This is a genomic window from Pseudomonas sp. PDM27 (genome assembly GCF_019219205.1).
Taxonomy (GTDB): domain Bacteria; phylum Pseudomonadota; class Gammaproteobacteria; order Pseudomonadales; family Pseudomonadaceae; genus Aquipseudomonas; species Aquipseudomonas laurylsulfatiphila.
Genome location: NZ_JAHUWF010000004.1, coordinates 375,660 through 402,395, shown reverse-complemented (window position 1 = coordinate 402,395; position 26,736 = coordinate 375,660). Strand labels below are relative to the sequence as shown.

The 26,736-nt window shown below is 61.9% G+C and carries 19 protein-coding genes and 1 pseudogene; 9 read left to right on the top strand and 11 right to left on the bottom strand.

The genetic code is table 11. The features are described from left to right. Positions 1-179: 179 nt before the first annotated feature. A pseudogene (locus KW838_RS12000) lies at positions 180-3,346 on the top strand (dermonecrotic toxin domain-containing protein). Positions 3,347-3,454: 108 nt separating this feature from the next. Here the strand turns inward: KW838_RS12000 and guaA are convergent. From guaA to KW838_RS11960, 8 genes are all read right to left on the bottom strand, one after another. Continuing rightward, positions 3,455-5,032, bottom strand: a complete 1,578-nt coding sequence (gene guaA / locus KW838_RS11995) for a glutamine-hydrolyzing GMP synthase (RefSeq protein WP_007973927.1) — start codon at positions 5,030-5,032, stop codon at positions 3,455-3,457. Positions 5,033-5,130: 98 nt separating this feature from the next. Beyond that, entirely contained in the window at positions 5,131-6,600 is a 1,470-nt protein-coding gene (gene guaB, locus KW838_RS11990; RefSeq protein WP_102670162.1) for an IMP dehydrogenase, read from the bottom strand. Positions 6,601-6,828: 228 nt separating this feature from the next. Further along, positions 6,829-7,377: a hypothetical protein gene (locus tag KW838_RS11985; RefSeq protein WP_007973932.1), complete on the bottom strand. Its 549-nt coding sequence runs from the start codon at positions 7,375-7,377 to the stop codon at positions 6,829-6,831. 185 nt (positions 7,378-7,562) lie between these two features. Beyond that, positions 7,563-8,744, bottom strand: coding sequence for a formate-dependent phosphoribosylglycinamide formyltransferase (gene purT / locus KW838_RS11980; RefSeq protein ID WP_007982831.1), 1,182 nt, complete (start codon positions 8,742-8,744; stop codon positions 7,563-7,565). 77 nt (positions 8,745-8,821) lie between these two features. Next, complete coding sequence (locus KW838_RS11975; protein ID WP_102699096.1) at positions 8,822-9,289, bottom strand: VUT family protein; 468 nt, start codon at positions 9,287-9,289, stop codon at positions 8,822-8,824. A 134-nt stretch (positions 9,290-9,423) separates the two neighbouring features. Further along, complete coding sequence (locus KW838_RS11970) at positions 9,424-9,639, bottom strand: DUF1289 domain-containing protein (RefSeq protein ID WP_218501165.1); 216 nt, start codon at positions 9,637-9,639, stop codon at positions 9,424-9,426. Then, complete coding sequence (locus KW838_RS11965) at positions 9,636-10,160, bottom strand: gamma carbonic anhydrase family protein (RefSeq protein WP_057716270.1); 525 nt, start codon at positions 10,158-10,160, stop codon at positions 9,636-9,638. Before KW838_RS11965 ends, KW838_RS11970 begins: the two co-directional genes overlap by 4 nt. A gap of 45 nt (positions 10,161-10,205) precedes the next feature. Then, complete coding sequence (locus KW838_RS11960; protein WP_102699099.1) at positions 10,206-10,805, bottom strand: CoA pyrophosphatase; 600 nt, start codon at positions 10,803-10,805, stop codon at positions 10,206-10,208. 147 nt (positions 10,806-10,952) lie between these two features. Between KW838_RS11960 and KW838_RS11955 the strand changes: the two genes are divergently transcribed. From KW838_RS11955 to nagE, 7 genes are all read left to right on the top strand, one after another. Then, positions 10,953-11,504 carry an NUDIX hydrolase gene (locus tag KW838_RS11955; RefSeq protein ID WP_218501164.1) on the top strand — a complete coding sequence of 184 codons (552 nt, stop codon included), beginning with the start codon at positions 10,953-10,955 and terminating at the stop codon, positions 11,502-11,504. A 107-nt stretch (positions 11,505-11,611) separates the two neighbouring features. Then, the gene (locus KW838_RS11950) at positions 11,612-12,115 is read left to right on the top strand and encodes a murein L,D-transpeptidase family protein (RefSeq protein ID WP_007973946.1); all 504 of its coding nucleotides are present in this window, start codon (positions 11,612-11,614) and stop codon (positions 12,113-12,115) included. A gap of 284 nt (positions 12,116-12,399) precedes the next feature. Further along, the gene (locus KW838_RS11945; RefSeq protein WP_007973947.1) at positions 12,400-13,131 is read left to right on the top strand and encodes a GntR family transcriptional regulator; all 732 of its coding nucleotides are present in this window, start codon (positions 12,400-12,402) and stop codon (positions 13,129-13,131) included. Between the two features lie 34 nt (positions 13,132-13,165). Then, the gene (nagA, locus tag KW838_RS11940) at positions 13,166-14,272 is read left to right on the top strand and encodes an N-acetylglucosamine-6-phosphate deacetylase (RefSeq protein WP_218501163.1); all 1,107 of its coding nucleotides are present in this window, start codon (positions 13,166-13,168) and stop codon (positions 14,270-14,272) included. Then, the gene (locus KW838_RS11935) at positions 14,253-15,275 is read left to right on the top strand and encodes an SIS domain-containing protein (RefSeq protein ID WP_218501162.1); all 1,023 of its coding nucleotides are present in this window, start codon (positions 14,253-14,255) and stop codon (positions 15,273-15,275) included. The genes nagA and KW838_RS11935 overlap by 20 nt, the downstream gene beginning before the upstream one ends. Positions 15,276-15,432: 157 nt before the next feature. Next, entirely contained in the window at positions 15,433-17,949 is a 2,517-nt protein-coding gene (gene ptsP / locus KW838_RS11930; RefSeq protein WP_218501161.1) for a phosphoenolpyruvate--protein phosphotransferase, read from the top strand. 40 nt (positions 17,950-17,989) lie between these two features. Then, positions 17,990-19,705 (top strand): N-acetylglucosamine-specific PTS transporter subunit IIBC, encoded by a 1,716-nt coding sequence (nagE, locus tag KW838_RS11925; protein WP_218501160.1) that lies wholly within the window; start codon positions 17,990-17,992, stop codon positions 19,703-19,705. A gap of 185 nt (positions 19,706-19,890) precedes the next feature. Here the strand turns inward: nagE and KW838_RS11920 are convergent, their stop codons facing one another. Both KW838_RS11920 and purL read right to left on the bottom strand, forming a co-directional pair. Further along, on the bottom strand, positions 19,891-20,202 hold the full coding sequence (locus tag KW838_RS11920; RefSeq protein WP_102699104.1) for a YqfO family protein: 312 nt from the start codon (positions 20,200-20,202) through the stop codon (positions 19,891-19,893). Positions 20,203-20,207: 5 nt separating this feature from the next. Continuing rightward, complete coding sequence (gene purL, locus KW838_RS11915; protein ID WP_218501159.1) at positions 20,208-24,104, bottom strand: phosphoribosylformylglycinamidine synthase; 3,897 nt, start codon at positions 24,102-24,104, stop codon at positions 20,208-20,210. 285 nt (positions 24,105-24,389) lie between these two features. On the opposite strand from purL, the gene mltF reads away from it, so the two are divergent. Beyond that, entirely contained in the window at positions 24,390-25,850 is a 1,461-nt protein-coding gene (gene mltF / locus KW838_RS11910) for a membrane-bound lytic murein transglycosylase MltF (protein WP_218501158.1), read from the top strand. A 123-nt stretch (positions 25,851-25,973) separates the two neighbouring features. Here the strand turns inward: mltF and pdxJ are convergent, their stop codons facing one another. Beyond that, positions 25,974-26,720: a pyridoxine 5'-phosphate synthase gene (gene pdxJ, locus KW838_RS11905; protein ID WP_007973957.1), complete on the bottom strand. Its 747-nt coding sequence runs from the start codon at positions 26,718-26,720 to the stop codon at positions 25,974-25,976. Between the last annotated feature and the right edge of the window lie 16 nt (positions 26,721-26,736).

Here is a 26,736-nt window from a genome sequence, read left to right as displayed (position 1 = left end):
TCACAAATCAACGACAGGCCAGCGACCCGGAAAAGGCGAATACGATACACCTGCAACTGCGAAACAGTAAGGGCGATGCAGTGACGCACGCCGGATCGCCCATGCATATAACTATGTAGTACACCCCCTCTGAACGAACGGGTCATGCTCAATACTCGTTTCTCAAGGAGTGAGACTGCATGAATCCGAATCAAAACCGGCCCCTGCCCAATGCAGCCGACAAGGCCGCCCTCAAGGCCATCGCCACCCGCATCATCAAGACCTGCCCCAGCCTGCAAGACACCGCTCATGACGTCGCCGGTAACTTGCTGAAAAAAAGTACGGCATCACCGACCTCGATCCGGACCGGGTGTATTTCCACCGCTTCGACGCGTCGCAAAGCAGCTCGAAGGCCTTCTCCGGATGGGAGCATGTCAACGCCACGCCGACGTCGTCCATGACCCTGACCCAACTGGTGATCCACCGCTTCCGCGTCGTCGATCAGGACAATGCCGACCTGCTGGATGTGTATGCGGGTTTCTATACCGCTGGACCGCGCACCGGGACTTTCAATGAAACCAACGAAGTGCGCCTGCACGGTAACGACGTGCTGACGGACTTCTGGAGCATCGACTTCAGCGCGGTCTACAACGAACGGCTGACGAGCTTCTGGAACGAATCCGCCGCTGACTTCCGTACCCTGGCCAAGTGCAATTTTCTCATCAACGCCTTGCGGGCCCGCGACCGTAAAAAGCTCAGTGACGCGGACTTCAATGTCGCTGTCACGGCCGTCATGGGGCCCGTCACCTGGCCGGTCAGCCTGCAGATGTTGCAAACGCAATACGCCGATACGCATGCCCAGGTACGAATGCTGGATGTGGCCGGCTACCTGTCGAACAACATTGTGCGCATCAAGGCGCCCAAAGGCCGGCAGATTCTCTACCTTCCCGGAGAGGCCGAAGCCTTCAAGGTGCTGGAAACCGAAACGGACATGCACTTCTGGGTGTTGCTGCAAATGAATGACGAGGCGCGACGCCAGGCATTCATGGCGCACTTTTCCATGGCCGATCGCCAGGACATCGCTGACAACCTCCCGGACCTGATGAACCGCCTGGTGGGCAGCTGGAGTGTGTACGACCATCAGCTGATCAATCAGGAAAACCGCGGCATTGACGGTGACGTGTTCAGTTGGTTGCGAAACTCGACCAAGGCCGCGATGTCCGCCGAGGCCGCGCTGTCACTGACCTCCAATGGCGATCTGCGGGAAAAACTGTGGATCGGTTACCTCAGCGCCGGCGTGAAAGTGTTCGGTCCGATGGCGGTCGTCGGCTGGCCGGTCGCCCTGCCGGTGATCGGCGCCAGCATCGCCAACATGGGGTTGAACATCGATCAGGCGGTCAACGGCAAAACCGCCGAGGAACGCAAGGCCAGTGTGCTTGGCGCGGTGCTCAGCGGTATCGACATCTTGTTCAACCTGCTCGTCCTCAAAGGTCCCGGTTCGCTGGAAGAAGCCGGCCCCGAAATCGACGCCGCCGAAGCGAAGGAAATGGCTGAGCTGAAGGAGACAACACCAGCGACCAAAGCCCCCAAACCTGCACCGACCGAGATCAGAATGACACCCGGTGGCAGGATCAACCTGGATACTCCGCTTGGGCCGGCCTATGACTCCATGACGGTGGATAACCTGGGGGAACTGAAACAGGCACTGATAGAAAATGGCATGCAACCGATGGGTTGGCCGCCAGTGACTGGAGAGGCCGAGGGCGCGGCATCGGTGCTCGAGGATCTTGCCCAGGTACGACCTGAAATCCAGCTGCCGAACATACCCCAGCACTGGCAAGCCAACGAATTGCTGGAAGGGATAACACCCGAAACAACGCCCGGGAAATTCCAGGGTATCTATCGACTCGACGGCAATCCCTCGACAGCCATCACGCTCAACGATGCGGCCTGGTACGTGCGCTATGAGGCCGACGCCAACGGTGTCGGCACGTGGGCCATTATCGATCCTGAAAACCCGAACGCGTTTTCAGGCTCATTGCCAGTACGCCTGAACGCTCAAGGTGAGTGGGAGCTGGCACCACGGGCCGGCCTGAAGGGTGGCGGCAACAATCCGAAAGGAATGTCGCCAGGGGTCGCTCAACCCCAGCCGCAAATCACGCTGCGCAAACCCACCACAAGCTATGACGCACCGCAAAGATACAGCCTCAGGAAGCTGGCGATGGGTAAACCGGAGACCCATGTCAAAGTCAGCCGCTTGCCCGACGGCACAATGAAAGGGATTACCACCTACGACGAATACGTCGCCGCCCCTCGTGCCGAGTTGTCACGGGACGCTCGAAGCTTCTTTGCCCGCAGCGGATTCTCCACGTCCCTGCCTACCCGCCCGGCCCTCCCCGCCGTCACGCCCTCGACCACCGCCACAGAACTGATCGAGCAGGCGTTGGATGCAGCAAATGGCCTGGTCATCGGTGAGAGTCAGGACCGCATTGCCAGTATGCGTTTTCTCATCGAGAACATGCCGACACTCGCCAGACAGGGGGTAAAAACACTGTATTTCCATCGCCTGCTCAACGATTTCAGTCAACTGGACTTGAACACATTCTTCAGCACCGGGGAAATGTCCGATGACCTGGAGGAAACGCTGCAACAACTGCAAAGCGACCCGTCAGGGCGGTATACGCCGCTTGAAGTGGTCAGGGCTGCGCGACTCAACGGCATTCGGGTTCAGGCGACGGACTGCCTGGCGAGCTATCGCTATCCCACCTCGCCACTGCCCGACATGCATGAACAAGCCATAAAGAGCTACCTCACCCACACGATCATGCAGGCCAACGAATCCCTCAATGGTGCAGGTAAATGGGTGGTACTGACCGACCAGGAAAACATCAACACCTTTCGCGGCATGGCCGGCATCAGTGAAATACAGGGCGGTATCGGCTTGCGCATCGAAGAAGTGTTGCCCGAACAACACCTGCTGATCGAGTCAGACCGGGGCATCGAAGTGGGACGGGGCTTCACCACGCAACCGGACCATGTCAGTGGCGAATACGATACGTTGTACGCCGACCTGAGCCTGCAGATGCCGCTACCGCTGCTCGAGCGAACACCGGCGGAACTCAATCGGCTGCTGTTCCGGCAAGGAATGTTCACCTTCGAGAAGGTCGATGGAACCTGGACGTTGATTCATCGCGGCAGAGACCGCCATATTGCGCGAACGCTGGTCGAGCGTACGGTTGACGGCAAATACCTGATCAATCGTCCGACCTGGACTGATGTGCATCAGGTGCCATACGCCAGTATCGTCGAACTGTCCTGGGCCCTGAGCCGCATGGGCATGGACCTCGAAGGGCGTCTGCCTCTGTAATTCGTGCCTGTTTCTGCCACGCATGCATGCAAAAAGCCCCCGGTCTCGCGACCGGGGGCTTCCTTTACCGCTATCGTTTTGAGCCCGGGTTCACAGGCTCAAATACGATCACTCCCACTCAATGGTCGCCGGCGGCTTGCTCGACACGTCGTAGGTGACGCGGGAGATGCCTTCGATTTCATTGATGATGCGGCCGGATACGGTTTCCAGCAGTTCGTAAGGCAGGTGTGCCCAACGCGCGGTCATGAAGTCGATGGTTTCCACGGCACGCAGGGCCACGACCCAGGCGTAACGACGGCCATCGCCCACCACACCCACCGATTTCACCGGCTGGAACACCACGAAGGCCTGGCTGACCTTGTGGTACCAGTCGGCCTTGCGCAGTTCTTCGATGAAGATGTGGTCGGCACGACGCAGCAGGTCGGCGTATTCCTTCTTCACTTCACCGAGGATCCGCACGCCCAGGCCCGGGCCCGGGAATGGGTGGCGGTAGACCATGTCGTACGGCAAGCCCAGTTCCAGGCCCAGACGGCGGACTTCGTCCTTGAACAGTTCGCGCAGTGGCTCGACCAGTTTCAGGTTCATTTCTTCCGGCAGGCCGCCCACGTTGTGGTGCGACTTGATCACGTGGGCCTTGCCGCTTTTCGCGCCAGCCGACTCGATCACGTCCGGGTAGATGGTGCCCTGGGCCAGGTACTTGATGTTGTCCAGCTTGCAGGATTCGGCATCGAACACGTCGATGAAGGTACGGCCGATGATCTTGCGCTTCTTCTCCGGGTCGGCTTCGCCGGCCAGGTTGTTGAGGAACTGGTCCTCAGCATTGGCGCGGATCACCTTGACGCCCATGTTCTCGGCGAACATGGCCATCACTTGCTCGCCTTCGTGCAGGCGCAGCAAGCCGTTGTCGACGAACACGCAGGTCAGCTGGTCGCCGATGGCCTTGTGCAGCAGCGCAGCAACCACGGACGAGTCGACACCGCCGGACAGGCCGAGCAGAACGTTGTCGGTGCCGACCTGGGCGCGAACCTGGGCGATGGCGTCTTCAGCGATCTTCGAAGGCGTCCACAGCGCTTCACACTCGCAGATGTCGAGGATGAAGCGCGACAGGATGCGACCACCCTGCTTGGTGTGGGTCACTTCCGGGTGGAACTGCACGCCGTAGTAGCGACGCTCGTCGCTGAACATGCCGGCGATCGGGCAGCTCGGGGTGCTGGCCAGGATGTGGAAGTCTTCCGGCATCCGGGTGACCTTGTCACCGTGGCTCATCCATACGTCGAGGCCAAACAGGCCGTCGGCGTCGATGTGGTCTTCAATGCCGTCGAGCAGACGGCTCTTGCCGACCACGTCTACGCGGGCGTAACCGAACTCACGCAGCTCGGAACCTTCAACCTTGCCGCCCAGTTGCTCGGCCATGGTCTGCATGCCGTAGCAGATACCGAAGACCGGCACGCCCAGGTCGAAAACGGCTTGCGGGCAGCGAGGGCTGTTGGCTTCGTGGACCGACTCTGGGCCGCCAGCGAGGATGACGCCTTTAGGAGCGAATTCGCGGATCGCATCTTCGTCCATGTCGAACGGGTGCAGTTCGCAATACACACCGATTTCGCGCACGCGGCGGGCGATCAGCTGGGTGTACTGGGAACCGAAGTCGAGGATCAGGATGCGGTGAGCGTGAATGTCGAGGGCCATGATTCAGTCTCGTCTAAAAAATTCGGAAACAGTCGTGATTCAGAAACAACTCGGGGCTGAATAAAACAGCCCCGGTCGTTAACTTTTTGCTGGAAGGCTCAACCTACGCGGTAGTTTGGCGCTTCCTTGGTGATCTGCACGTCGTGAACGTGGGACTCGGCCATGCCGGCGCCGGTGATCCGCACGAACTCGGGCTTGGTGCGCATCTCTTCGATGTTGGCGCTACCGGTGTAGCCCATCGAGGAGCGCAGGCCGCCCATCAACTGGTGGATGATCGCGCTCAGGGTGCCCTTGTACGGAACACGCCCTTCGATGCCTTCCGGAACGAGCTTCTCGGCGCCTGCCGAGGAGTCCTGGAAGTAACGGTCGGAGGAACCCTGGGCCTGGGACATGGCGCCCAGCGAACCCATGCCGCGATAAGCCTTGTAGGAACGGCCCTGGAACAGTTCGATCTCGCCCGGCGCTTCTTCGGTACCGGCGAACATCGAGCCCATCATCACGCAGGAAGCACCGGCCACGATGGCCTTGGACAGGTCACCGGAGAAACGGATGCCGCCGTCGGCGATCAACGGCACGCCAGTACCTTCGAGGGCAGCGGCGACGTTGGCGATGGCACTGATTTGCGGTACGCCGACACCGGCGACGATACGGGTGGTGCAGATCGAGCCAGGGCCGATACCGACCTTGACCGCGTCAGCGCCAGCTTCGGCCAGGGCCTTGGCGGCAGCGCCGGTGGCGATGTTGCCGCCGATGACCTGCACTTCAGGGAAGTTCTGCTTGACCCAGCGAACGCGGTCGATCACGCCTTTGGAGTGACCGTGAGCGGTGTCGACCACCACCACGTCAACGCCGGCGGCGACCAGGGCGGCAACGCGGTCACCGGTGTCTTTACCGGTACCGACTGCAGCACCCACGCGCAGACGACCTTGATCGTCCTTGCTGGCCAGCGGGTAAGCCTTGGCTTTTTCGATGTCGTTGACGGTCATCATGCCCTTGAGGGCGAATTTGTCGTCGACGATCAGCACGCGTTCGATGCGGTGCTTGTGCAGCAGTTCACGCACATCGTTCTTGTCGGCGCCTTCCTTGACCGTGACCAGACGCTCTTTAGGCGTCATCACTTCACGGACAGTGGCTTCCAGACGGTTCTCGAAACGCACGTCACGGGAGGTGACAATGCCGACCAGGTCGCCATTGTGCAGCACCGGAACGCCGGAGATGTTGTGCATGCGGGTCAGTTCGAACAGTTCGCGCACGGTAGCGTCGGCGACGATGGTGATCGGGTCCTTGACCACACCGGCTTCGTAACGCTTGACCTTGCGCACTTCGGCAGCTTGCTGCTCGATGGTCATGTTCTTGTGGATGATGCCGATACCACCTTCCTGAGCCATGGCAATTGCCAGACGGGCTTCAGTAACGGTGTCCATGGCAGCGGAGACCAGTGGAATATTCAGCTCGATGCCACGGGTAAGGCGGGTCTTGAGACTGACTTCGTTAGGAAGCACCTCGGAATAACCGGGCACTAGGAGAATGTCGTCGAATGTCAGAGCTTCTTGGCTGATACGCAGCATCGCGGGGGCTCCCGAGCGGGAAAATGGAAGCGCGCCATTATAGTCAGACACCCCCTCGGGTTCAATGTAAAACTCTGACTATTATTGGCATTACTGACATACGGGGATTAATGCCCGAATCCAAGGGATTCACCACGTTCCTGTAGGAGCTGCCGAAGGCTGCGATCTTTTGATCTTGATCTTGAAAAATCAAAGTCAAAAGATCGCAGCCTTCAGCAGCTCCTACCGTCAGAGTTCGACTTTGACCCAACTGACTGGCTGATCGAGCCAATCGGCGAATTCGTCGAGAAAGCTCTGTTTGAACCCGGCTTCGGCCCAGTTGTTGAAGATGAATCCGAGGTTGGAGAAGCCGCATTCCTGCAGGAACAGGAAGCCGTTGATGTCGTCTTCATGTCCGCATTCCGGGCAGGTGAAGTTATCGGTGCGCCCCGGCATCCAGTCTTCCAGGCTTTCGAACAGGGCTTCACCGACTTCCTTGCGACACTCGGCGCAGCCTGCTTCCTCAAGAAAACCCTTGGCCGGCGTATAGATGCAGCGTTTGGTAATGATCTCCAGGCCATTGACCGGCTCGCCGAACGGCAGGGCTTCGGGGTGCAGGACCACTGCACGGGCACCGTCGGCGATGGCATGGGCCATGCGATTGCCGGTGCGGCCACAGGTGGTCAGCTCTTCCTGGATGATGTTCTTGCGCACCAGCCAGCGCACAACGGCCCGGGCCCGGGGCTCGTGCACCGGCAGGGTGGAGATTTTCGGGACGATGATGCTTTGGGAATTCATGGGGTACAGGCCTGGAGCATTGATAAATGACCTGTAGGAGCGAGCCTGCTCGCGATGGTCGTTAACGATAACGCGGGGAGTCTGGTTCCCCGCGGTGTTCTTGAGTCCATCGCGAGCAGGCTCGCTCCTACAGGTAAAGCAATGGTGCGATGCCTATAGAAGGTATAGGCCCGCCATAGCTGTTTTTACAGCTCGACGACAACCGCCTGCGAAGCACGGGTCGCCTTGGCACGGGCGGCTTCGATCGACTCGTCGCGCGCCAGGGCCACGCCCATGCGGCGCTGGCCATTGACTTCAGGCTTGCCGAACAGGCGCAGCGCGGTATCCGGCTCGCTCAAGGCGGCGCCCAGGTTGGCGAATGCGGTCTGGGTCGACTGCCCTTCCACCAGAATCACCGCCGAAGCCGATGGCCCGAACTGACGGATCAACGGGATCGGCAGGCCGAGAATGGCCCGTGCATGCAGGGCGAATTGCGACAGGTCCTGGGAGATCAGGGTCACCAGACCGGTGTCGTGCGGGCGCGGCGAGACTTCGCTGAACCACACCTGATCCCCCTTGATGAACAACTCGACGCCGAACAGACCACGGCCACCCAGGGCTTCGGTCACGGCTTTGGCGACGCGTTCGGATTCAGCCAGGGCAATCGGGCTCATGGCCTGCGGCTGCCAGGATTCCTGGTAGTCGCCCTTCTCCTGACGGTGACCGACCGGCGCGCAGAAGGTGGTGCCGCCGACGTGGCGCACGGTCAGCAGGGTGATTTCGTAGTCGAAATCGATGAAGCCTTCGATGATCACCCGACCTTTACCGGCACGGCCACCTTCCTGGGCATAGTCCCAGGCTTTCTGCACGTCATCGACGCTGCGCAGCAGGCTCTGGCCCTTGCCCGAGGAACTCATGACCGGCTTGACCACACATGGGAAACCGAGGTCTTCGACGGCCTTGCTGTAGTCCTCGAAGGTGTCGGCGAAATGGTACGGCGAGGTCGGCAGGTCCAGCTCTTCAGCGGCCAGGCGACGGATGCCTTCGCGGTTCATGGTCAGTTGCGCGGCGCGGGCGGTCGGGATCACAGTGAAACCTTCGGCCTCCAGCTCTACCAGGGTCGCGGTGGCGATGGCTTCGATTTCCGGGACGATGAAATGCGGCTTCTCGGCCTCGATCACGGCACGCAGGGCAGCGCCATCCAGCATGTTGATCACGTGGCTGCGGTGCGCCACCTGCATGGCCGGCGCGTTGGCGTAACGGTCCACGGCAATCACTTCAACGCCCAGGCGTTGCAGTTCGATCACCACTTCCTTGCCCAACTCGCCACAGCCACACATCAATACGCGGGTCGCGGTGGGCGACAATGGAGTTCCGATACGGGTCATCTGAAGGTCCTCAAGAAGCGGATCATCGAGGGAAGCACGCTTCCCATGGGGAGAAAGCGCGGCATTTTACATGAACTTCAGCTGACGACAGCCTGTTTGCGCAGGCGCCAGGCCATGATCAGCCACACGGCGGTGACCCCGGCGAATTTCGAACCCAGGGCGGTGAGGATCACCCCCGGCGTCAGGGCGTCGATCATGCCGAAAAAGATAAAGGTATCGAGGGGAATGCTCAGGGCCGAACTTATCCACAGGCGATCATGCAGTGGACGCTTGGTGATGCTGAACACCAGCCAGTCGATGCACTCGGAAACCGCGAACGCCGTGGCGCTGGCCAAGGCGATGGATGGATCGGAGGTGACGTAGGACAACACCAGCGCCACCAGCATCGCCACGAGGGCGCCATGCCCGAAACGGGTTTGCACCATGTCGCGCAGGATAAACACCAGCCCGCCCCAGGCCGACCAGATGATGTCCAGGTGGGGGGCGGTGGAGAAGGCGAAGTTGATCAGCACGACGCTGCTGATGTAGGTGATCAGGAAGAGCATGGGCTTGGAGGTACCTGTCAATTTGGCGCACAGGATACTGTAGGAGCGAGCCTGCTCGCGATGGTCGTTAACGATAACGCGGGGGAGTCTGGTTCCCCGCGGTGTTCTTGCGTCCATCGCGAGCAGGCTCGCTCCTACAACCGCGGTTTTGCCCCGATCATCCACACCAACCCACTGGCCTTGGCCCGCTCATGACACAACCCCAGCACCGTGCGCCGTTCGTCGTTGGTCATGCGGCTCCAGCGGGTGATTTCCTCAACCGTACGCTGGCAACCGGTGCAGATGTCATCGTCATCCAGCGCACAAATGCTCACGCAGGGCGATGCCACCGGGCGTTCGGGCGTGCTCATTCTTCCTGCTCGGCCAGATCGCGGGCATAACGCTGCGAGTTGTGCACATAGTGGGCAGCGCTGGCTTCCAGCATCCTGATTTGCGGCTCGGTCAATTCGCGCACCACTTTGCCCGGCGAACCCATGACCAGCGACCCGTCCGGAATCTCCTTGCCTTCGCCGATCAGCGAATTGGCGCCGATGATGCAGTTCTTGCCGATCTTCGCGCCATTGAGAATCACCGCGTTGATGCCGATCAGGCTGTAGTCGCCGACGGTGCAGCCGTGGAGCATGGCGTTGTGGCCGATGGTCACGCCGGTGCCGATGGTCAGCGGATAGCCCATGTCGGTGTGCATCACGGTGCCGTCCTGGACGTTGCTGTTCTTGCCGATCAGGATCAACTCGTTGTCGCCGCGCAGCACGGCGTTGAACCAGACGTTGGCGCCCTCTTCCAGCTTGACCTTGCCTACCAGCACGGCATTGGGGGCGACCCAGCTCTGTGGATGGGTTTCGACACGGGCGTCGCCCAGGCGGTATTTCATTGTTGTTTTCCTCAGGGCTCGGGCAGTGCCATTCGAACGATGGCTTCAGGTATTGATAAAGCTTTTGGGAGGTTGATGCAGGCTGATTTTGGCGTCATACAGCAGGTTGATCAACTCGACGATCATGATCGCCGTCAGCCCCCAGATCTTGTATTCGCCAAAGCGATAGCTCGGCACGTACCAGCTGCGGCCCTGATAGTCGATGCGATGGGTATGTTCGCGGGGGTCTTTGCGGAAGAACTCCAGGGGCACGCTGAACACCGCGGCGATCTCGGCATCGTTGGCCCGGTATTCGACAAAATCCGGGATCACCCCGACATAGGGCGTGACCATGATGCCATGCAGGCTGATCAGCGGGCTGAGCGGGCCGATCACCTCGACCAGCCCCGGCGGCAGGCCGATCTCTTCCTCGGCTTCACGCAGGGCGGTGAAAATCAGGTCGGGGTCTTCGGGGTCGCGGCGACCACCGGGGAAGGCGACTTCGCCGCCATGGGTCGACAGGCCGCTGGCACGCAGGGTCAACACCAGCTCGGGCTCGTCACTGCGGGTGATGGGCACCAGCACTGCGGCCTCGGGAAAACGACGATCGGTCTCCAGCGTGCGTGGAGTGTGGTGACTAACCCGATGCAGTAGCTCGTCCAGCATGAGTGTTCTCGATTTGTGCCTTACCCGGCATCATGCACCAATCGCTGCGGTCGCCCAACCCCCGCAACCGCCCCATGTCGCGAAACGACAACTTGCCGACCGGCACCACCGCACGCCAAGATAGGCGCAGCATTCAGGAACCCCAGCATGAAATTTTGCAGCCAGTGCGGTAACCCGGTGACCCAGCGCATTCCCGAGGGCGATTCACGCCTGCGTTTTGTCTGCGACAGCTGTCAGGCCATTCACTACCAGAACCCCAACATCGTCGCCGGCTGCGTGGCGACCTGGGGCAGCAAGGTGTTGCTGTGCCGGCGGGCCATCGAGCCGCGCCGCGGCTACTGGACCCTGCCCGCCGGTTTCATGGAGAACGGCGAGACCATCGAGCAGGCCGCCATTCGCGAGACCGCCGAGGAAGCCTGCGCCCGGGTGCGCAACCTGAGCATCTATACCCTGATCGATGTGCCACACATCAGCCAGGTGCATGTGTTCTACCGTGCCGAACTGGCGGACCTGGATTTTTCTGCCGGCCCCGAGAGCCTGGAAGTGCAATTATTCGACGAAGCGGACATTCCTTGGGATGAGCTGGCTTTCCGCACGGTGGGCCGTACCTTAGAATGCTTCTTCGCTGACCGGCGGACCGAGGTCTATCCCGTACGGTCTGAATCGATTCCGCCGTTGGTGCAGCCTGCCATTACCTGAATTCAGATTCGGCATCTTTACAGGCGCTAAAAGATCGCAGCCTTCGGCAGCTCCTACAAAAACATCTATAAATAAATAGTCGCGACACCTCCTGGGGAATCGTTTCAATGCGCTGGTTGCTTGCCCTGTTCTGTTTGTCGTTCGTCGCGGTGTCCCAGGCTTCTGCCCTGGAACCCCTGGACGGCAAGGTCATCGAGAAAATCCTGGTTCTCAAGTCGTCCCATCAATTGCAATTGATCAATGACGGCAAGCCGCTCAAGACCTATCGCATTTCCCTGGGCAAGCGTCCCAAGGGGCCGAAACTGATGGAAGGCGACAAACGCACCCCGGAGGGCCTCTACTGGGTCGACTGGCGCAAGGTCAGTGATAAATTCAACCTGGCGATGCACATTTCCTACCCGAACATCAGCGACTCGGCCCGCGCACGTCGTGAAGGCGTCGAGCCCGGTGGCATGATCATGATCCACGGCACCCCGGACACCGAGGACACCCCGGAAGACCTGTTCCACACCCTGGACTGGACCGACGGCTGCATCGCCATGCGCAACATGGACATGCGCGAAGTCTGGAACCTGGTGCCGGACGGCACGATGATCGAAATTCGTCCGTAATTCCCTCGACCATTGGTCGGCATCAAAAAATAAAATCAAAAGATCGCAGCCTGCGGCAGCTCCTACAGGGTGAATACCATTTCGCTCTGTAGGAGCTGCCGCAGGCTGCGATCTTTGTCGTTTTAAAGCCTACCGCTAATACCACTTCAAACCACCTACCCTCCAGCCGACCACAATCAGCCAATTCTTGTAAAACACCCGCGTTGACATGGTATGCAAGTGGTATTAGTTTCGCCTCACAACCGGGCGACAACAATCCTATATCCGCATCGGACATTGCCTACATGAACGACCTACAGGCCCTGCGCCCCGACGACACCCAACCCACGCCGTTGTACCTGCAACTGGCACGCAATCTGGAAGCGGCGATCCATGCCGGCCAGTGGAAAGCCGAACAGGCCATGCCGTCGGAGCGCCATCTGAGCGAGACCCTGGGCATCTCCCGCGTCACCGCCCGCAAGGCGCTGGAAGTATTGTTCGAACAAGGCCTGATCCGCCGTAACCAGGGCTCCGGCACCTTCATCACGCCGCGCCTGGAACAACCGTTGTCGCGCCTTTCCGGCTTCAGTGAAATGCTCCGCCTCAAGGGTTTTGTGCCCGGTTCGCAATGGCTGGAGCGGGAAATCACCCTGCCGACCCACGAAGAGCTGATCCGCCTCGGCCTGTCGCCCAACGACAAGGTCGCGCGGCTCAAACGCCTGCGCAAGGCCGACGACACCGTGATGGCCATCGAGATGAGCACCCTGCCCGCCTCGATCATTCCCAAGCCGCAATCGGTGGGTGATTCCCTCTACGAATTCCTCGACGGCATCGGCAAACCGGTGGTGCGCGCCTTGCAGCACATCCAGGCGATCAACGCCTCGGACGAGTTCGCCGCGCTGGTCGGCATCGCCCCAGGCACCGCGATGCTGCTGATGACCCGGGTCGGCTACCTGGAAGACAACACGCCCATCGAAGTCACCGACACCTATTGCCGCAACGACTACTACGACTTTGTGGCAGAGCTGCGTCGCTGACAAACAGCCGGCCGCTTAAAACCGAGATCCCGACATGTCCGAAGACAACATCCTCACCGCCCACGGCTGGGTTCGCGGCCGACTGGTCCACGCCCACGGCAAGGTCGTGTCCATCGAAGGCGTCCCCTGCGATCCGGCGGACAACGACCTGCCTTATCTGCTGCCGGGTTTCATCGACCTGCACGTTCACGGCGGTGGCGGCAAAGACATCATGGAAGGCACGCCCGCCTTCGAAACCATCACCCGCACCCACGTGCGCTTCGGCACCACGTCGCTGCTGGCGACCACCATGACGGCGCCGAGCGAAGAGATCACCAGCGTGCTCAAAGCCGTCGGCGAATTCTGTGAGCAGCGGCCACAAGGCTGCGCCCGGGTGCTCGGCGTGCACCTCGAAGGCCCCTACATCAACCCCGGCAAGCTCGGCGCGCAACCCAACTTCGCCCACACCGCGTTGCTGGCCGAGGTTGAAGCGTACCTGGCACTGGCGCCGATCCGGGTGATCACCATTGCCCCGGAAATCGCCGGTCACGATGCCTTGATCCGCGACCTCAGCCGCCGCGGCATCCGCATGCAGATCGGCCACACCCTGGGCAGTTACGAGGAAGGCGTCGCGGCGCTGGAGGCCGGTGCCAGCAGCTTCACCCATCTCTACAACGCCATGAGCCCGCTGCATCACCGCGAGCCGGGGATCGTCGGCGCTGCACTGGCCCATGCCAAATACGCCGAACTGATCCCGGACTTGCTGCACGTGCACCCCGGCGCCATCCGCGTCGCCCTGCGCTCGATCCCGTGCCTGTACTGCGTCACCGACTCGACCGCCGCCGCCGGCATGCCCGACGGCGAGTACAAACTCGGCAGCCACACCGTGACCAAGTGCCTGGGCGGCGTGCGCCTGCCCGACGGCACCCTGGCCGGCAGCACCCTGACCATGGATCAGGCTCTGCGCAACTTGGTGAAGATCGGCCTGCCCATCGCCGAAGCCTCGCAGCGCCTGTCGCAATTCCCCGCCGACTACCTCGGCCTCACCGAACGCGGGCGCCTGCAACCGGGGGCCTGGGCCGACTGCGTGCGGCTGGATCGCTCACTGAAACTGACCGCCGTCATGGTCGAAGGAGAAGACATTGACTTCAAAAATGCTTGAAGAGGCGCTGTCCTCGTTCGAGGCCGTGCAAGCCCAATTGCAAAAACTCGACCCGCAGATGATCGAGATCGCCGGGCGCCTGCGTCGTCAGCCCCCGCAAGTGGCCATGACCGTGGCGCGCGGCAGCTCCGACCACGCCGCCAGTTACTTCGCCTACCTGACCATGCAGCTGTTGGGCATCCCGGTGGCGTCGTTGCCGATGTCGGTGGTGACCATGCAGCAGGCGCCGCTGAAGGTCAGCGGCCAGGTGGCATTCGCCTTCTCGCAATCGGGGCAAAGCCCGGACCTGGTCAACAGTCTGCGCCTGTTGCGCAAGCGCGGCGCCTTGAGCATTTCGCTGGTCAATGCCGAGGACTCACCGCTGGAAGCCGCCTGTGAATTCAGCCTGCCGCTGTGTGCCGGCACTGAAAGCAGCGTCGCCGCGACCAAGAGTTTCATCGCCACCCTGAGCGCCAGCGCGCGGTTGATCGGGCACTGGAAGGAAGACGCCGAACTGCTCGAGGCCGGTTTGGCCTTGCCCGACGGCCTGCGCAACGCCGCGCAGCAGGACTGGAGCCCGGCCATCGAGGCCTTGCGCGATTGCCAGCGGCTGATGGTGATCGGCCGTGGCGCCGGTTTCGCCATCGCACAGGAAGCGGCGCTCAAATTCAAAGAGACCTCGGCGATCCAGGCCGAAGCCTTCAGCAGTGCCGAAGTCCGTCACGGCCCGATGGCCCTGATCGGCGACAACTACCCGCTGCTGGTGTTTGCCCCACGGGGCGCCGAACAGGCTGGTCTGCTGAGCCTGGCCGCCGACATGCGCCAGCGTGGCGCCCGTGTCCTGCTGGCCGCACCGGATGACGTGCTCGAGCGCGACCTGACCCTGACCCGCGCCGAACACCCGGCCCTCGACCCGATTCTGGCGATCCAGAGTTTCTACGTGATGGCCGCCGGCCTGGCCGTGGCCCGCGGCATGGACCCGGACCAGCCGCGGCACTTGAGCAAAGTCACCCGCACCCATTGAATCATTGTCCCCTGTGGGAGCGAGCTTGCTCGCGATGGACGTCAACGATGACGCGTTCTTCCTGAATGAACGCGTTGTTCTCAGGTTCTTCGCGAGCAAGCTCGCTCCCACAGAGAAGCGCGTTGATCCGAACTGTATTTTTTGATGAGACCGAGCCATGCATAACAACAATAAAGAGCTGACTTTAAGCGCCCCGCTCAGCGGCCCGGTGCTCACGCTCGCCAAAGTCCCGGACCCGGTGTTTGCCAGCGGCGCCATGGGCGACGGCATCGCTATCGATCCGCTCAACGACACGCTCCATGCCCCCTGCGCGGGTGTGGTGGTGCATGTCGCGCGCACTGGTCACGCGGTGACCTTGCGTGCCGACAACGGCGCGGAATTGCTCCTGCACCTGGGCCTCGACACGGTCGAGTTGCAGGGCCAGGGCTTCTCGATGCTGGTCAAGGAAGGCGCGCGCGTCGCCAATGGCCAACCCCTGCTGCGCTACGACCTGGACAAGGTCGCGCAACAGTGCAAAAGCCTGGTCAGCCTGCTGATCCTCACCAACAGCCAGGACTTTCAGGCGCGGCCCATCACCCTCAAATCGGTGAAAGTCGGTGAGCCGCTGCTGCACATCATTCGTCGACAGACATCGACCGCAGAGGTCGATGTCGAGTTTGCCGGCGCCGAGATTGTCGGCCTCGTACGCATTGCTCACCGTGGCGGCCTGCACGCGCGGCCGGCGGCGTTGATCCGTCAGACCGCACAAGGTTTCAAAAGCAAATCGCAGCTGCACTTCGCCGGCAAGTCGGCCACCTGCGACAGCCTGATCGGCCTGATGGGGCTGGCCATCGGCGAGCAGGCAGAAGTCCAGGTCAGTTGCCAGGGCCCGGACGCCGAAGCCGCGCTGCAAGCCTTGCTCACCACGTTATCCACAGCCCTGGCCGAAGACAGTCACACCGCCGCGCCACCAACGATCGCCCAACGCAATCGCCCCGCCGAAGCCGGTGTGTTGCACGGTGTCTGCGCGGCGCCGGGCCTGGTCGGCGGGCCGCTGTTTCGTCTGAATGCGATCAGCCTGCCCGTGGATGCCGGCCAGCATGATGCGCAACAGCAACGCCAGGTTCTGGACGCGGCACTGAGCCAGGTGCGCAGCGAAATCGACCACACCCTGGCCCAGGCAAAAAAACACAAGGACAGCGCTGAAGAGGCGATTTTCGCCGCGCACCTGGCGCTGCTCGAAGATCCGGCCTTGCTCGACGCTGCCAATCAATCCGTCGACCAGGGCACAGCCGCGACCCACGCCTGGAGCCAGGCCATCGATGTGCAATGCGAAGTGCTCCAGCAAACCGGCAGCACATTGCTCGCCGAACGTGCCAACGACCTGCGCGACCTCAAGCAACGGGTGCTGCGCGTATTGCTCGGCGATACCTGGCATTACGACGTGCCGGCCGGCGCCATCGTCGCGGCCCACGAACTGACGCCCTCCGATCTGCTGCAACTGAGCCAGCAAGGTGTCGCCGGGCTGTGCATGGCCGAGGGCGGTGCGACCTCCCACGTGGCGATTCTGGCCCGGGGCAAAGGCCTGCCGTGCATGGTCGCACTGGGCTCGACGCTGCTCGATCAGCAACAGGGGCAACCGGTGGTGCTGGACGCCGACGGCGGCCGCCTCGAACTGACACCCGGTACACAGCGCCTGGCCGACGTGCGCCAGCTGCAACAGCAACAGCAACAACGCCGGGCCGAACAACAGGCCCAGGCGCACACACCGGCGCTGACCACCGATGGCCTGCGCATCGAAGTCGCCGCCAACGTGGCATCCAGCACGGAAGCGGCAGACGCATTGGCCAATGGCGCCGACGGCGTCGGCTTGCTGCGCACCGAATTTCTCTTCGTCGACCGCCAGACTGCCCCGGACGAACAGGAACAACACCAGGCCTATCAAGCCGTGCTCGATGCCATGGGCGACAAGTCGGTGATCATCCGCACCATCGACGTCGGTGGCGACAAGCAACTCGATTACCTGCCACTGCCCGCCGAGGCCAACCCGGTGCTCGGCCTGCGCGGCATTCGCCTGGCCCAGGTCCGCCCGGAACTGCTCGACCAGCAACTGCGCGCGCTGCTGCACCTGAGCCCGTTGTCACGCTGCCGGATCCTGCTGCCGATGATCACTGAGGTCGATGAGCTGCTGCACATCCGCCAGCGCCTCGACGCCTTGTGCACCGAACTGGGTCTGGCGCAGCGCCCGGAGCTGGGGGTGATGATTGAAGTGCCGGCCGCCGCGCTGCTGGCCGAGCAACTGGCGGAGCACGCGGATTTCCTGTCCATCGGCACCAATGACCTGTCGCAATACACCCTGGCCATGGACCGCGACCACGCCGGCCTTGCCGCGCGCGTCGATGCGTTGCACCCGGCCCTGCTGCGGTTGATCGCCCAAACCTGCGCCGGTGCGGCGCAGCACAAGCGCTGGGTCGGAGTGTGCGGTGCACTGGCGTCCGATCCGCTGGCCACACCGGTGTTGATCGGCCTGGGGGTCAGTGAGTTGTCGGTGAGCCCGGTACAGATCGGTGAAATCAAGGACCGCGTACGTCATCTCGACGCCAGCGAATGCCGGCGCATCAGCCTGGGCCTGCTCAAGCTGAGCAGCGCCAGCGCCGTGCGTCATGCCTGTCACCAGCACTGGCCTCTGAGCTAGCTCTTTACAAAAGAAGAACAAAAATCCAGGGAGATCCGCCATGTACCAACTTTTCATTGAAGGCCTGCAACGCCTCGGCCGCGCGCTGATGCTGCCGATCGCGATCCTGCCGATTGCCGGCCTGCTGCTGCGCCTGGGTGACACCGACCTGCTCAACATCGCGATCATCCATGACGCCGGCCAGGTGATCTTTGCCAACCTGGCGATGATTTTCGCCATCGGCATCGCGGTCGGTTTCGCCAAGGACAACAACGGTACGGCGGGACTTGCCGGGGTGATCGGTTACCTGGTGATGATCGCCACCCTCAAGGTGCTCGACCCGAGTATCAACATGGGCATGCTCGCCGGGATCGTCAGCGGCCTGATGGCCGGCGCGCTGTACAACCGCTTCAAGGACATCAAGCTGCCGGAGTACCTGGCCTTCTTCGGTGGCCGACGGTTCGTGCCGATTGTCACCGGGTTCGCCGCCGTGGGCCTGGGCGTGGTGTTCGGCTATATCTGGCCGCCGATCCAGCACGGCATCAACAGCTTCGGCACGCTGATGATGGAGAGTGGCAGCATTGGTGCGTTCGTCTTCGGCGTGTTCAACCGCTTGCTGATCGTCACCGGCCTGCACCATATCCTCAATAACATGGCGTGGTTCGTGTTCGGCAATTTCACCGACCCCAGCACCGGTGCGCTGGTCACCGGCGACCTGTCGCGCTACTTCGCCGGCGACCCGAAAGGCGGCCAGTTCATGACCGGCATGTTCCCGGTGATGATCTTCGGCCTGCCCGCTGCGTGCCTGGCGATGTACCGCAACGCCCTGCCGGAGCGGCGCAAGGTGATGGGCGGGATTTTCCTGTCGATGGCCCTGACCGCGTTCCTGACCGGCGTGACCGAGCCGATCGAGTTCGCCTTCATGTTCCTCGCGCCGCTGCTGTTTCTGCTGCATGCGTTGCTGACCGGCCTGTCGATGGCCATCACCAATGCGCTGAACATTCACCTGGGCTTCACGTTCTCCGGTGGCTTCATCGACATGGTGCTGGGCTGGGGCAAGTCCACCAACGGCTGGCTGGTGATCCCGGTGGGCCTGGCGTATGCCGTGATCTATTACGTGGTGTTCGATTACTGCATCCGCCGTTTCGACCTGAAGACGCCGGGCCGCGAAACCAGCGTTGCCGCCCCGCAAGTGGCGGTGGCCGACAATGAGCGCGCCGGGGCTTACATCAAGGCCTTGGGCGGCGCGGAAAACCTGATCACCGTCGGTGCCTGCACCACGCGGTTACGCCTGGACATGGTGGATCGCAACAAGGCCTCGGATACCGATCTGAAGGCGCTCGGCGCCATGGCCGTGGTGCGTCCGGGCAAGGGCGGGAGTTTGCAGGTAGTGGTCGGGCCGATGGCCGATGCGATTGCCGATGAAATTCGCCTGGCGATGCCGGCGCTGGGGCGTGCCATGGTGTCGTCGCCGGCAGCAGAAATCGACGCGCCTCCACCTGCCGCCGTGGCAACACCCGAGGCGCAGCAATGGCTCAATGCGCTGGGGGGCGGTGACAATGTGCTGCAACTCGACTGCATAGCGATGACGCGCATCCGCCTGCAACTGGCCAATGGCAAGGCGTTGTCGGAGTGTGATTTGAAAGCGCTGGGGTGCCAGGGTGTGAGTCAGCTGGAAGGCGGGATCTGGCATCTGCTGGTTGGCGACAAGGCGCCGAGTTTGAGTGACGCGCTGGAAGCGCTGGTCAACCGCAGTGAGGTCAGTGCCAAGGTTTAGATCCTCGGTGCCTTATAGGCCGCCATCGCGAGCAAGCTCGCTCCCACATTGGATCGGCAAACACTGGACCATTGTGGGAGCGAGCTTGCTCGCGATGAGGCCATCACTAACACCACAAAAACCCGGTCAACAAAAAACCCGCTGAAATCACTTTCAGCGGGTTTTTCATTTCAGCGGCACGAGAATCAGAAATCCTCCAGCCGCCACACTTCATAAGCCGGCGTCTCGTAGGGGTGGCTCTGCTTCAGAGCCGCCACCACCGGGCGAATCAACTCATCCGCCACCACCAGCTCAACCTTCCATTCCTCGACCTGCTCGACCTGCCCTGCCTCACCAATGAACGGCTGACTGCCGTCCAATGGACGAAACTGGCCGAGGCCCAACACTTGCCATGCACAGTGGTCGTAAGCACCGATCCGTCCGCCACCGGCAGCGAATACAGCGTCCTTGACCACCTCGACATGACTGTCAGGAACAAAAAAAGCGAGCTTGTACACGGCGCTTAGTTCACCCACACACGAGCATTACGGAACATACGCATCAACGGTGCATCTTCGTTCCAGTCATCCGAACGCCACGAGTTCTGCACGGCGCGGAACACACGCTCCGGGTGCGGCATCATAATGGTCACGCGACCGTCGCGGCTGGTCAAACCGGTGATCCCGCGCGGCGAGCCGTTCGGGTTGGCCGGGTAGCTTTCGGTGACCTTGCCGTGGTTGTCGACGAAACGCATCGCCACGCAACCGGACAGATCGGCTTCCAGCAACGCTTCTTCGCTGGCGAACTCGGCATGACCTTCGCCGTGGGCGATGGCGATCGGCATGCGCGAACCGGCCATGCCCTGCAGGAAGATCGAATTCGACTCCTGGATCTGCACCATGGCAACACGGGCTTCGAACTGCTCGGAACGGTTGCGCACGAAGTGCGGCCAGAACTCGCTGCCCGGGATCAGCTCGTGCAGGTTGGACATCATCTGGCAACCGTTGCACACGCCGAGGGTGAAGCTGTCGTTGCGCTCAAAGAAGCCCTGGAACGCATCGCGGGCGCGGCTGTTGAACAGCGCGGATTTCGCCCAGCCTTCACCGGCACCCAATACGTCGCCGTAGGAGAAGCCGCCGCAAGCGACCATGCCCTTGAACTCGTTCAGGTCGACACGGCCGGCCAGGATGTCGCTCATGTGCACGTCGATCGCGTTGAAACCGGCGCGGTCGAACGCCGCCGCCATTTCCACCTGACCGTTGACGCCCTGCTCACGCAGCACGGCAACCTGTGGGCGAATGCCTTTCTTGATGTAAGGCGCGGCGATGTCCTGGTTGATGTCGTAGCTCAGCTTGACGCTCAGGCCCGGGTTGTCTTCTTCCAGCAGCACGTCGAACTCTTGCTCGGCGCAGTCGGCGTTGTCACGCAGGCGCTGGATCTGGTAGCTGGTCTCGGCCCACTGGCGTTGCAGCAGACGACGCTGGCCTTCGAACACGGTGTCGCCGTTGAAGGTGATGCTGATCTCGCCGTTGTTCATCGGCTGACCGACCACCGATACGCAATCACCCAGGCCGGCAGCGCTGAACTGCGCGAGGATGTCCGGGGTGGCGTCCTGGCGTACCTGGATCACGGCACCCAGTTCTTCGTTGAACAGGATCGCGGCGATGTCGGCGGAGGTTTCCGCCAGACCGTCGAGGTTCAGGCTCAGGCCGCAATGACCGGCGAAGGCCATTTCAACCACGGAGGTCAACAGACCACCGTCGGAACGGTCGTGGTAAGCCAGCAGGTGACCGTCGGCGTTGAGGCCCTGGATCACGGCGAAGAAGGCCTTCAGGTCTTCGGCGTCGTCGACGTCCGGCGCCTGTTTGCCGAGCTTGCCGTGGACCTGCGCGAGGATCGACGCGCCCATGCGGTTCTGGCCGCGGCCCAGGTCGATCAGGATCAGGTCGGTGGTGCCCTTGTCCATGCGCAGTTGCGGGGTCAGGGTCTGACGGATGTCAGTCACTGGCGCGAAACCGGTCACGATCAGGGACATCGGCGACGTGACGGACTTGTCCACGCCTTCATCGTTCCAGCGCGTGGCCATGGACATCGAGTCCTTGCCCACCGGAATGGTGATGCCCAGCTCAGGGCACAGTTCCATGCCGACCGCTTTCACGGTGTCGTACAGACGTGCGTCTTCGCCCGGGTGACCGGCAGCGGACATCCAGTTCGCCGACAGCTTGATGTCGGAGATCTTGCCGATGCGCGAGGCCGCGATGTTGGTCAGGGTTTCGCCGATGGCCATGCGGCCCGACGCCGGAGCGTCCAGCAGTGCCAGCGGAGTCCGCTCGCCCATGGCCATGGCTTCACCGGTGTAGACGTCGAAGCTGGTGGCGGTGACGGCAACGTCGGCCACCGGCACCTGCCACGGGCCGACCATCTGGTCACGGGCCACGAGGCCGGTGATGGTGCGGTCGCCGATGGTGATCAGGAAGCTCTTGCTGGCCACGGCCGGGTGATGCAGGACGCGCTCGACGCAGTCGGCAATGTTCAGGGTCGACGGATCGAAGTCGTCGCCCAGCTCGGCTTCACGCACCACCGAACGGTGCATGCGCGGCGCCTTGCCCAGCAACACTTCCAGTGGCATGTCCACCGGGCTGTTGCCGAAGTGGCTGTCGGTGACAGTAAGCTGCGGCTCGGCAGTGGCTTCGCCGACCACGGCAAACGGGCAACGCTCACGTTCGCAGATCGCCTTGAAACGCTCGAAGTCAGCCGGGCCGACCGCCAGAACGTAGCGTTCCTGGGATTCGTTGGACCAGATTTCGTGCGGGGCCATGCCCGGCTCGTCGTTTGGAATGTTGCGCAGTTCGAAACGGCCACCACGGTCGCCGTCGTTGACCAGTTCCGGGAAGGCGTTGGACAGACCGCCCGCACCCACGTCGTGGATGAAGCTGATCGGGTTCTTGTCGCCCAGTTGCCAGCAACGGTCGATGACTTCCTGGCAGCGACGTTCCATTTCCGGGTTTTCGCGCTGTACCGAAGCGAAGTCCAGGTCCGCCGAGCTGGTGCCGGTGGCCATGGAGGAAGCCGCGCCGCCGCCCAGGCCGATCAGCATCGCCGGGCCACCGAGCACGATCAGCTTGGAGCCAACGAGGATCTCGCCTTTCTTGACGTGTTCTTCGCGGATGTTGCCCATGCCGCCAGCCAGCATGATCGGCTTGTGGTAACCGCGAACTTCGTCACCGTGCGGGGTGCTGATCGACTGTTCGAAGGTACGGAAGTAGCCGGTCAGGGCCGGACGACCGAATTCGTTGTTGAACGCGGCACCGCCCAACGGGCCTTCGATCATGATGTCCAGCGCGGTAACGATGCGCTCAGGCTTGCCGTACGGCACTTCCCACGGCTGTTCGAAGCCTGGGATCTGCAGGTTGGACACGGTGAAACCGGTCAGGCCGGCTTTCGGCTTGGCGCCGCGACCGGTGGCGCCCTCGTCACGGATTTCGCCACCGGAACCGGTGGATGCGCCCGGGAACGGGGCAATCGCGGTCGGGTGGTTGTGGGTCTCGACCTTCATTAGGATGTGCACCGGTTCCTGCACCGCGCCGTACTGGCGGGTTTCAGGGTCCGGGAAGAAGCGACCGGCCACGGAACCGACGATCACTGAAGCGTTGTCCTTATAAGCCGACAGGACACCTTCGTTGTGCATCTGGTAGGTGTTCTTGATCATGCCGAACAGGCTTTTTTCCTGGCTCTCTCCGTCGATGTCCCAACTGGCGTTGAAGATCTTGTGACGGCAGTGCTCGGAGTTCGCCTGGGCGAACATCATCAGTTCGATGTCATGCGGGTTGCGCTTCAAGCCGACGAAGGCGTTGACCAGGTAGTCGATCTCGTCTTCGGCCAGGGCCAGGCCCAGCTCGGTGTTGGCTTTTTCCAGCGCGGCGCGGCCGCCACCCAGCACGTCGATGGCGGTCAGGGGTTTCGGTTCGGCGTGGCTGAACAGGCCGGCGGCCTGTTCGAGGTTGCCCAGGACGATCTGGGTCATGCGGTCGTGCAGACCGTCTGCGATCAACCGGGCTTCAGCGTCGCTGAACTGGCCGGCCACGTAGAACGCGATGCCGCGCTCCAGGCGCTGGATTTTCGCCAGGCCGCAGTTGCGGGCGATGTCGCTGGCCTTGCTCGACCATGGCGAGATGGTGCCGAAACGCGGCAGCACCAGGAACAGACGACCGGTCGGCTCCTGTACCGGAACGCTTGGACCGTACTTCAGAAGGCGCGCAAGCACCTGCTGTTCGTCGCCGGTCAGGACGCCGGTAACTTCGGCGAAGTGAGCGAATTCAGCATACAGGCCGCTGACAGCCGGAACCTTCTGGCTCAGTTGCTCAAGGAGCTTGCTGTGGCGAAAGGCGGAAAGGGCAGGAGCGCCGCGCAGGATCAACATCTTCGGGACAGCCTCGGGAAGGGGTGTGCTTTGAGGCCGTGCATTCTAGCCTAAACCGCCCGCGACATCACCCGAAACGCTACGCACGGTTGCACTCGGGTGTCGATCTGTGTTTCTGCCCCGAAAGTCAGGTTAACCGGGCGTATGACGACAGCTTATTTTTACCGTGACAAAACGCAGACAAGGCCCGTTCCTGCGGGGTTTCGGCCGAATTTGTGATCTCTAGCAGACTCGCCCTTCACTGTCGAGATATGGCGCCCGTGGTCCTTTGCGTATACTGCGCAGATGTTTTTCCCAATGGCTTTGCGTCCGCGGTACGCCAAATGGCTGATCGCAACCGGACTCTTCCTGATGCTCGGTGCCTGTGTTGATAAACCCAACACGCTCGAGCGCGTAAAGGAGGATGGCGTGCTGCGGGTGGTTACCCGAAACAGCCCCGCCACCTACTTTCAGGATCGCAACGGTGAAACCGGCTTCGAATACGAGCTGGTGAAGCGCTTCGCCGACGATCTGGGGGTCGAGCTCAAGATCGAGACCGCCGACAACCTCGATGATCTGTTCAACCAGGTCGGCAAGCCCAACGGCCCGGTCCTGGCGGCTGCCGGCCTGGTCAGCAGCGAAGAACGCAAGAAGCAGGTGCGTTTCTCCCACTCCTATCTGGAAGTCACCCCGCAGGTCATCTACCGCAACGGCCAGTCACGGCCGACCGACGCCAAGGATCTGGTGGGCAAGAAGATCATGGTGCTCAAGGGCAGCACCCACGCCGAACAATTGGCAAAGCTGAAACAGAAGTTTCCCGGCATCGAATACGAAGAGTCTGACGCAGTCGAGGTCGTCGATCTCCTGCGCATGGTCGACGAAGGTCAGATCGACCTCACGCTCGTCGACTCCAACGAAGTCGCGATGAACCAGGTGTACTTCACCAACATCCGGGTCGCCTTCGACCTCGGTGACGCCAGCAACCAGAGCTGGGCCGTCGGGCTGGGCGAGGACAACAGCCTGCTCAACGAAATCAACGACTACCTCGACAAGGTCGAGAAAAACGGCACCCTGCAACGCCTCAAGGATCGTTACTACGGGCACGTCGACGTTCTCGGCTACATGGGCGCCACCACCTTTGCCCAACACTTGCAGCAACGCCTGCCCAAGTACGAACAGCACTTCAAGTCGTACGCCAAGAAGGAGAAAGTCGACTGGCGCCTGCTGGCGGCCATCGGCTATCAGGAATCCCTGTGGCAACCGACCGTCACATCCAAGACCGGTGTGCGCGGCCTGATGATGCTGACCCAGAACACCGCGCAGGCCATGGGCGTGTCCAACCGCCTCGATCCGAAACAAAGCATCATGGGCGGCGCCAAGTACCTGGCCTACATAAAGGACCAGCTCGACAATTCGATCCAGGAACCGGACCGTACCTGGTTTGCCCTGGCAGCCTACAACGTCGGCAGCGGCCATCTGGACGACGCGCGCAAACTGGCGGCCAAGGAAGGTTTGAACCCGGACAAATGGCTGGACGTGAAGAAGATCCTGCCGCGCCTGTCCGAGAAGAAGTGGTACAGCAAGACCCGTTACGGCTACGCCCGCGGCGGCGAACCGGTGCATTTCGTGGCGAACATCCGTCGCTACTACGACATCCTGACCTGGGTAACCCAGCCGCAGCTTGAAGGTGACCAGGTCGCCGAGGGCAAACTGCTGGTGCCGGGGATCGACAAGAGCAAACCGGCGCAGGAGCCTGCGCCGCTCTGACAGCCACCACCAAACAAATGTGGGAGCGAGCTTGCTCGCGATGAGGCCCTTTCAGTCACATCGATTGTGTCTGTCAGACCGCTATCGCGAGCAAGCTCGCTCCCACAGGGTTTTGTGTTGGATTTAAGCCTTGGCAGCCGCCGCCAGAATCAGCGCCTTCATCTCCGACACCGCCGACTTGAAGCCAACGAACAACGCATGGGCCACCAGCGCATGCCCGATGTTCAGCTCGTTGATGCCCTTGATCGCCGCCACGGCTTCCACGTTGTGATAATGCAGGCCATGCCCGGCATTGACGATCAACCCCTGGGCCAGGCCGAAGGCCACGCCATCGGCCACACGCTTGAGTTCTTCGGCGACTTCGGTCGGTGTCTCGGCATCGGCATAACGCCCGGTGTGCAGTTCGATGGCCGGGGCGCCAACACGGCGCGAGGCTTCGATCTGACGCTCGTCGGCGTCGATGAACAGCGACACTTCGGAGCCGATCTTCGACAGGCGTTCAACCGCCGCCTTGATCCGCGCTTCCTGCCCCGCCACGTCCAGTCCGCCTTCGGTGGTCAGCTCCTGACGGGTTTCCGGCACCAGGCAAATGTGCGCCGGGCGGATGCGTTCGGCGAATTGCATCATTTCTTCGGTGATGCCCATTTCGAAGTTCATGCGGGTTTGCAGCACGTCCTTGAGCACCAGAACGTCGCGCTCCTGAATGTGCCGGCGGTCTTCGCGCAGGTGCACGGTGATGCCGTCAGCGCCCGCCTCTTCCGCGTCCAGTGCTGCCTTGACCGGGTCCGGATAACGGGTGCCCCGGGCCTGACGCAGGGTGGCAACGTGGTCGATGTTCACGCCAAGAAGAATACGGGTGCTGGTGGTCACGGAAAGCGCTCCAGAA

Bases quoted from the DNA above. Each gene is read 5' to 3' on its own strand.
- mltF (WP_218501158.1), top strand. From the start codon at position 24,390: ATGTTTTTCCCAATGGCTTTGCGTCCGCGGTACGCCAAATGGCTGATC.
- KW838_RS11945 (WP_007973947.1), top strand. From the start codon at position 12,400: ATGAACGACCTACAGGCCCTGCGCCCCGACGACACCCAACCCACGCCG.
- purT (WP_007982831.1), bottom strand. From the start codon at position 8,744: ATGACCCGTATCGGAACTCCATTGTCGCCCACCGCGACCCGCGTATTG.
- nagE (WP_218501160.1), top strand. From the start codon at position 17,990: ATGTACCAACTTTTCATTGAAGGCCTGCAACGCCTCGGCCGCGCGCTG.
- nagA (WP_218501163.1), top strand. From the start codon at position 13,166: ATGTCCGAAGACAACATCCTCACCGCCCACGGCTGGGTTCGCGGCCGA.
- guaB (WP_102670162.1), bottom strand. From the start codon at position 6,600: ATGCTGCGTATCAGCCAAGAAGCTCTGACATTCGACGACATTCTCCTA.
- ptsP (WP_218501161.1), top strand. From the start codon at position 15,433: ATGCATAACAACAATAAAGAGCTGACTTTAAGCGCCCCGCTCAGCGGC.
- KW838_RS11965 (WP_057716270.1), bottom strand. From the start codon at position 10,160: ATGAAATACCGCCTGGGCGACGCCCGTGTCGAAACCCATCCACAGAGC.
- KW838_RS11970 (WP_218501165.1), bottom strand. From the start codon at position 9,639: ATGAGCACGCCCGAACGCCCGGTGGCATCGCCCTGCGTGAGCATTTGT.
- KW838_RS11960 (WP_102699099.1), bottom strand. From the start codon at position 10,805: ATGCTGGACGAGCTACTGCATCGGGTTAGTCACCACACTCCACGCACG.
- guaA (WP_007973927.1), bottom strand. From the start codon at position 5,032: ATGGCCCTCGACATTCACGCTCACCGCATCCTGATCCTCGACTTCGGT.
- KW838_RS11955 (WP_218501164.1), top strand. From the start codon at position 10,953: ATGAAATTTTGCAGCCAGTGCGGTAACCCGGTGACCCAGCGCATTCCC.
- KW838_RS11975 (WP_102699096.1), bottom strand. From the start codon at position 9,289: ATGCTCTTCCTGATCACCTACATCAGCAGCGTCGTGCTGATCAACTTC.
- KW838_RS11985 (WP_007973932.1), bottom strand. From the start codon at position 7,377: ATGAATTCCCAAAGCATCATCGTCCCGAAAATCTCCACCCTGCCGGTG.
- purL (WP_218501159.1), bottom strand. From the start codon at position 24,104: ATGTTGATCCTGCGCGGCGCTCCTGCCCTTTCCGCCTTTCGCCACAGC.
- KW838_RS11950 (WP_007973946.1), top strand. From the start codon at position 11,612: ATGCGCTGGTTGCTTGCCCTGTTCTGTTTGTCGTTCGTCGCGGTGTCC.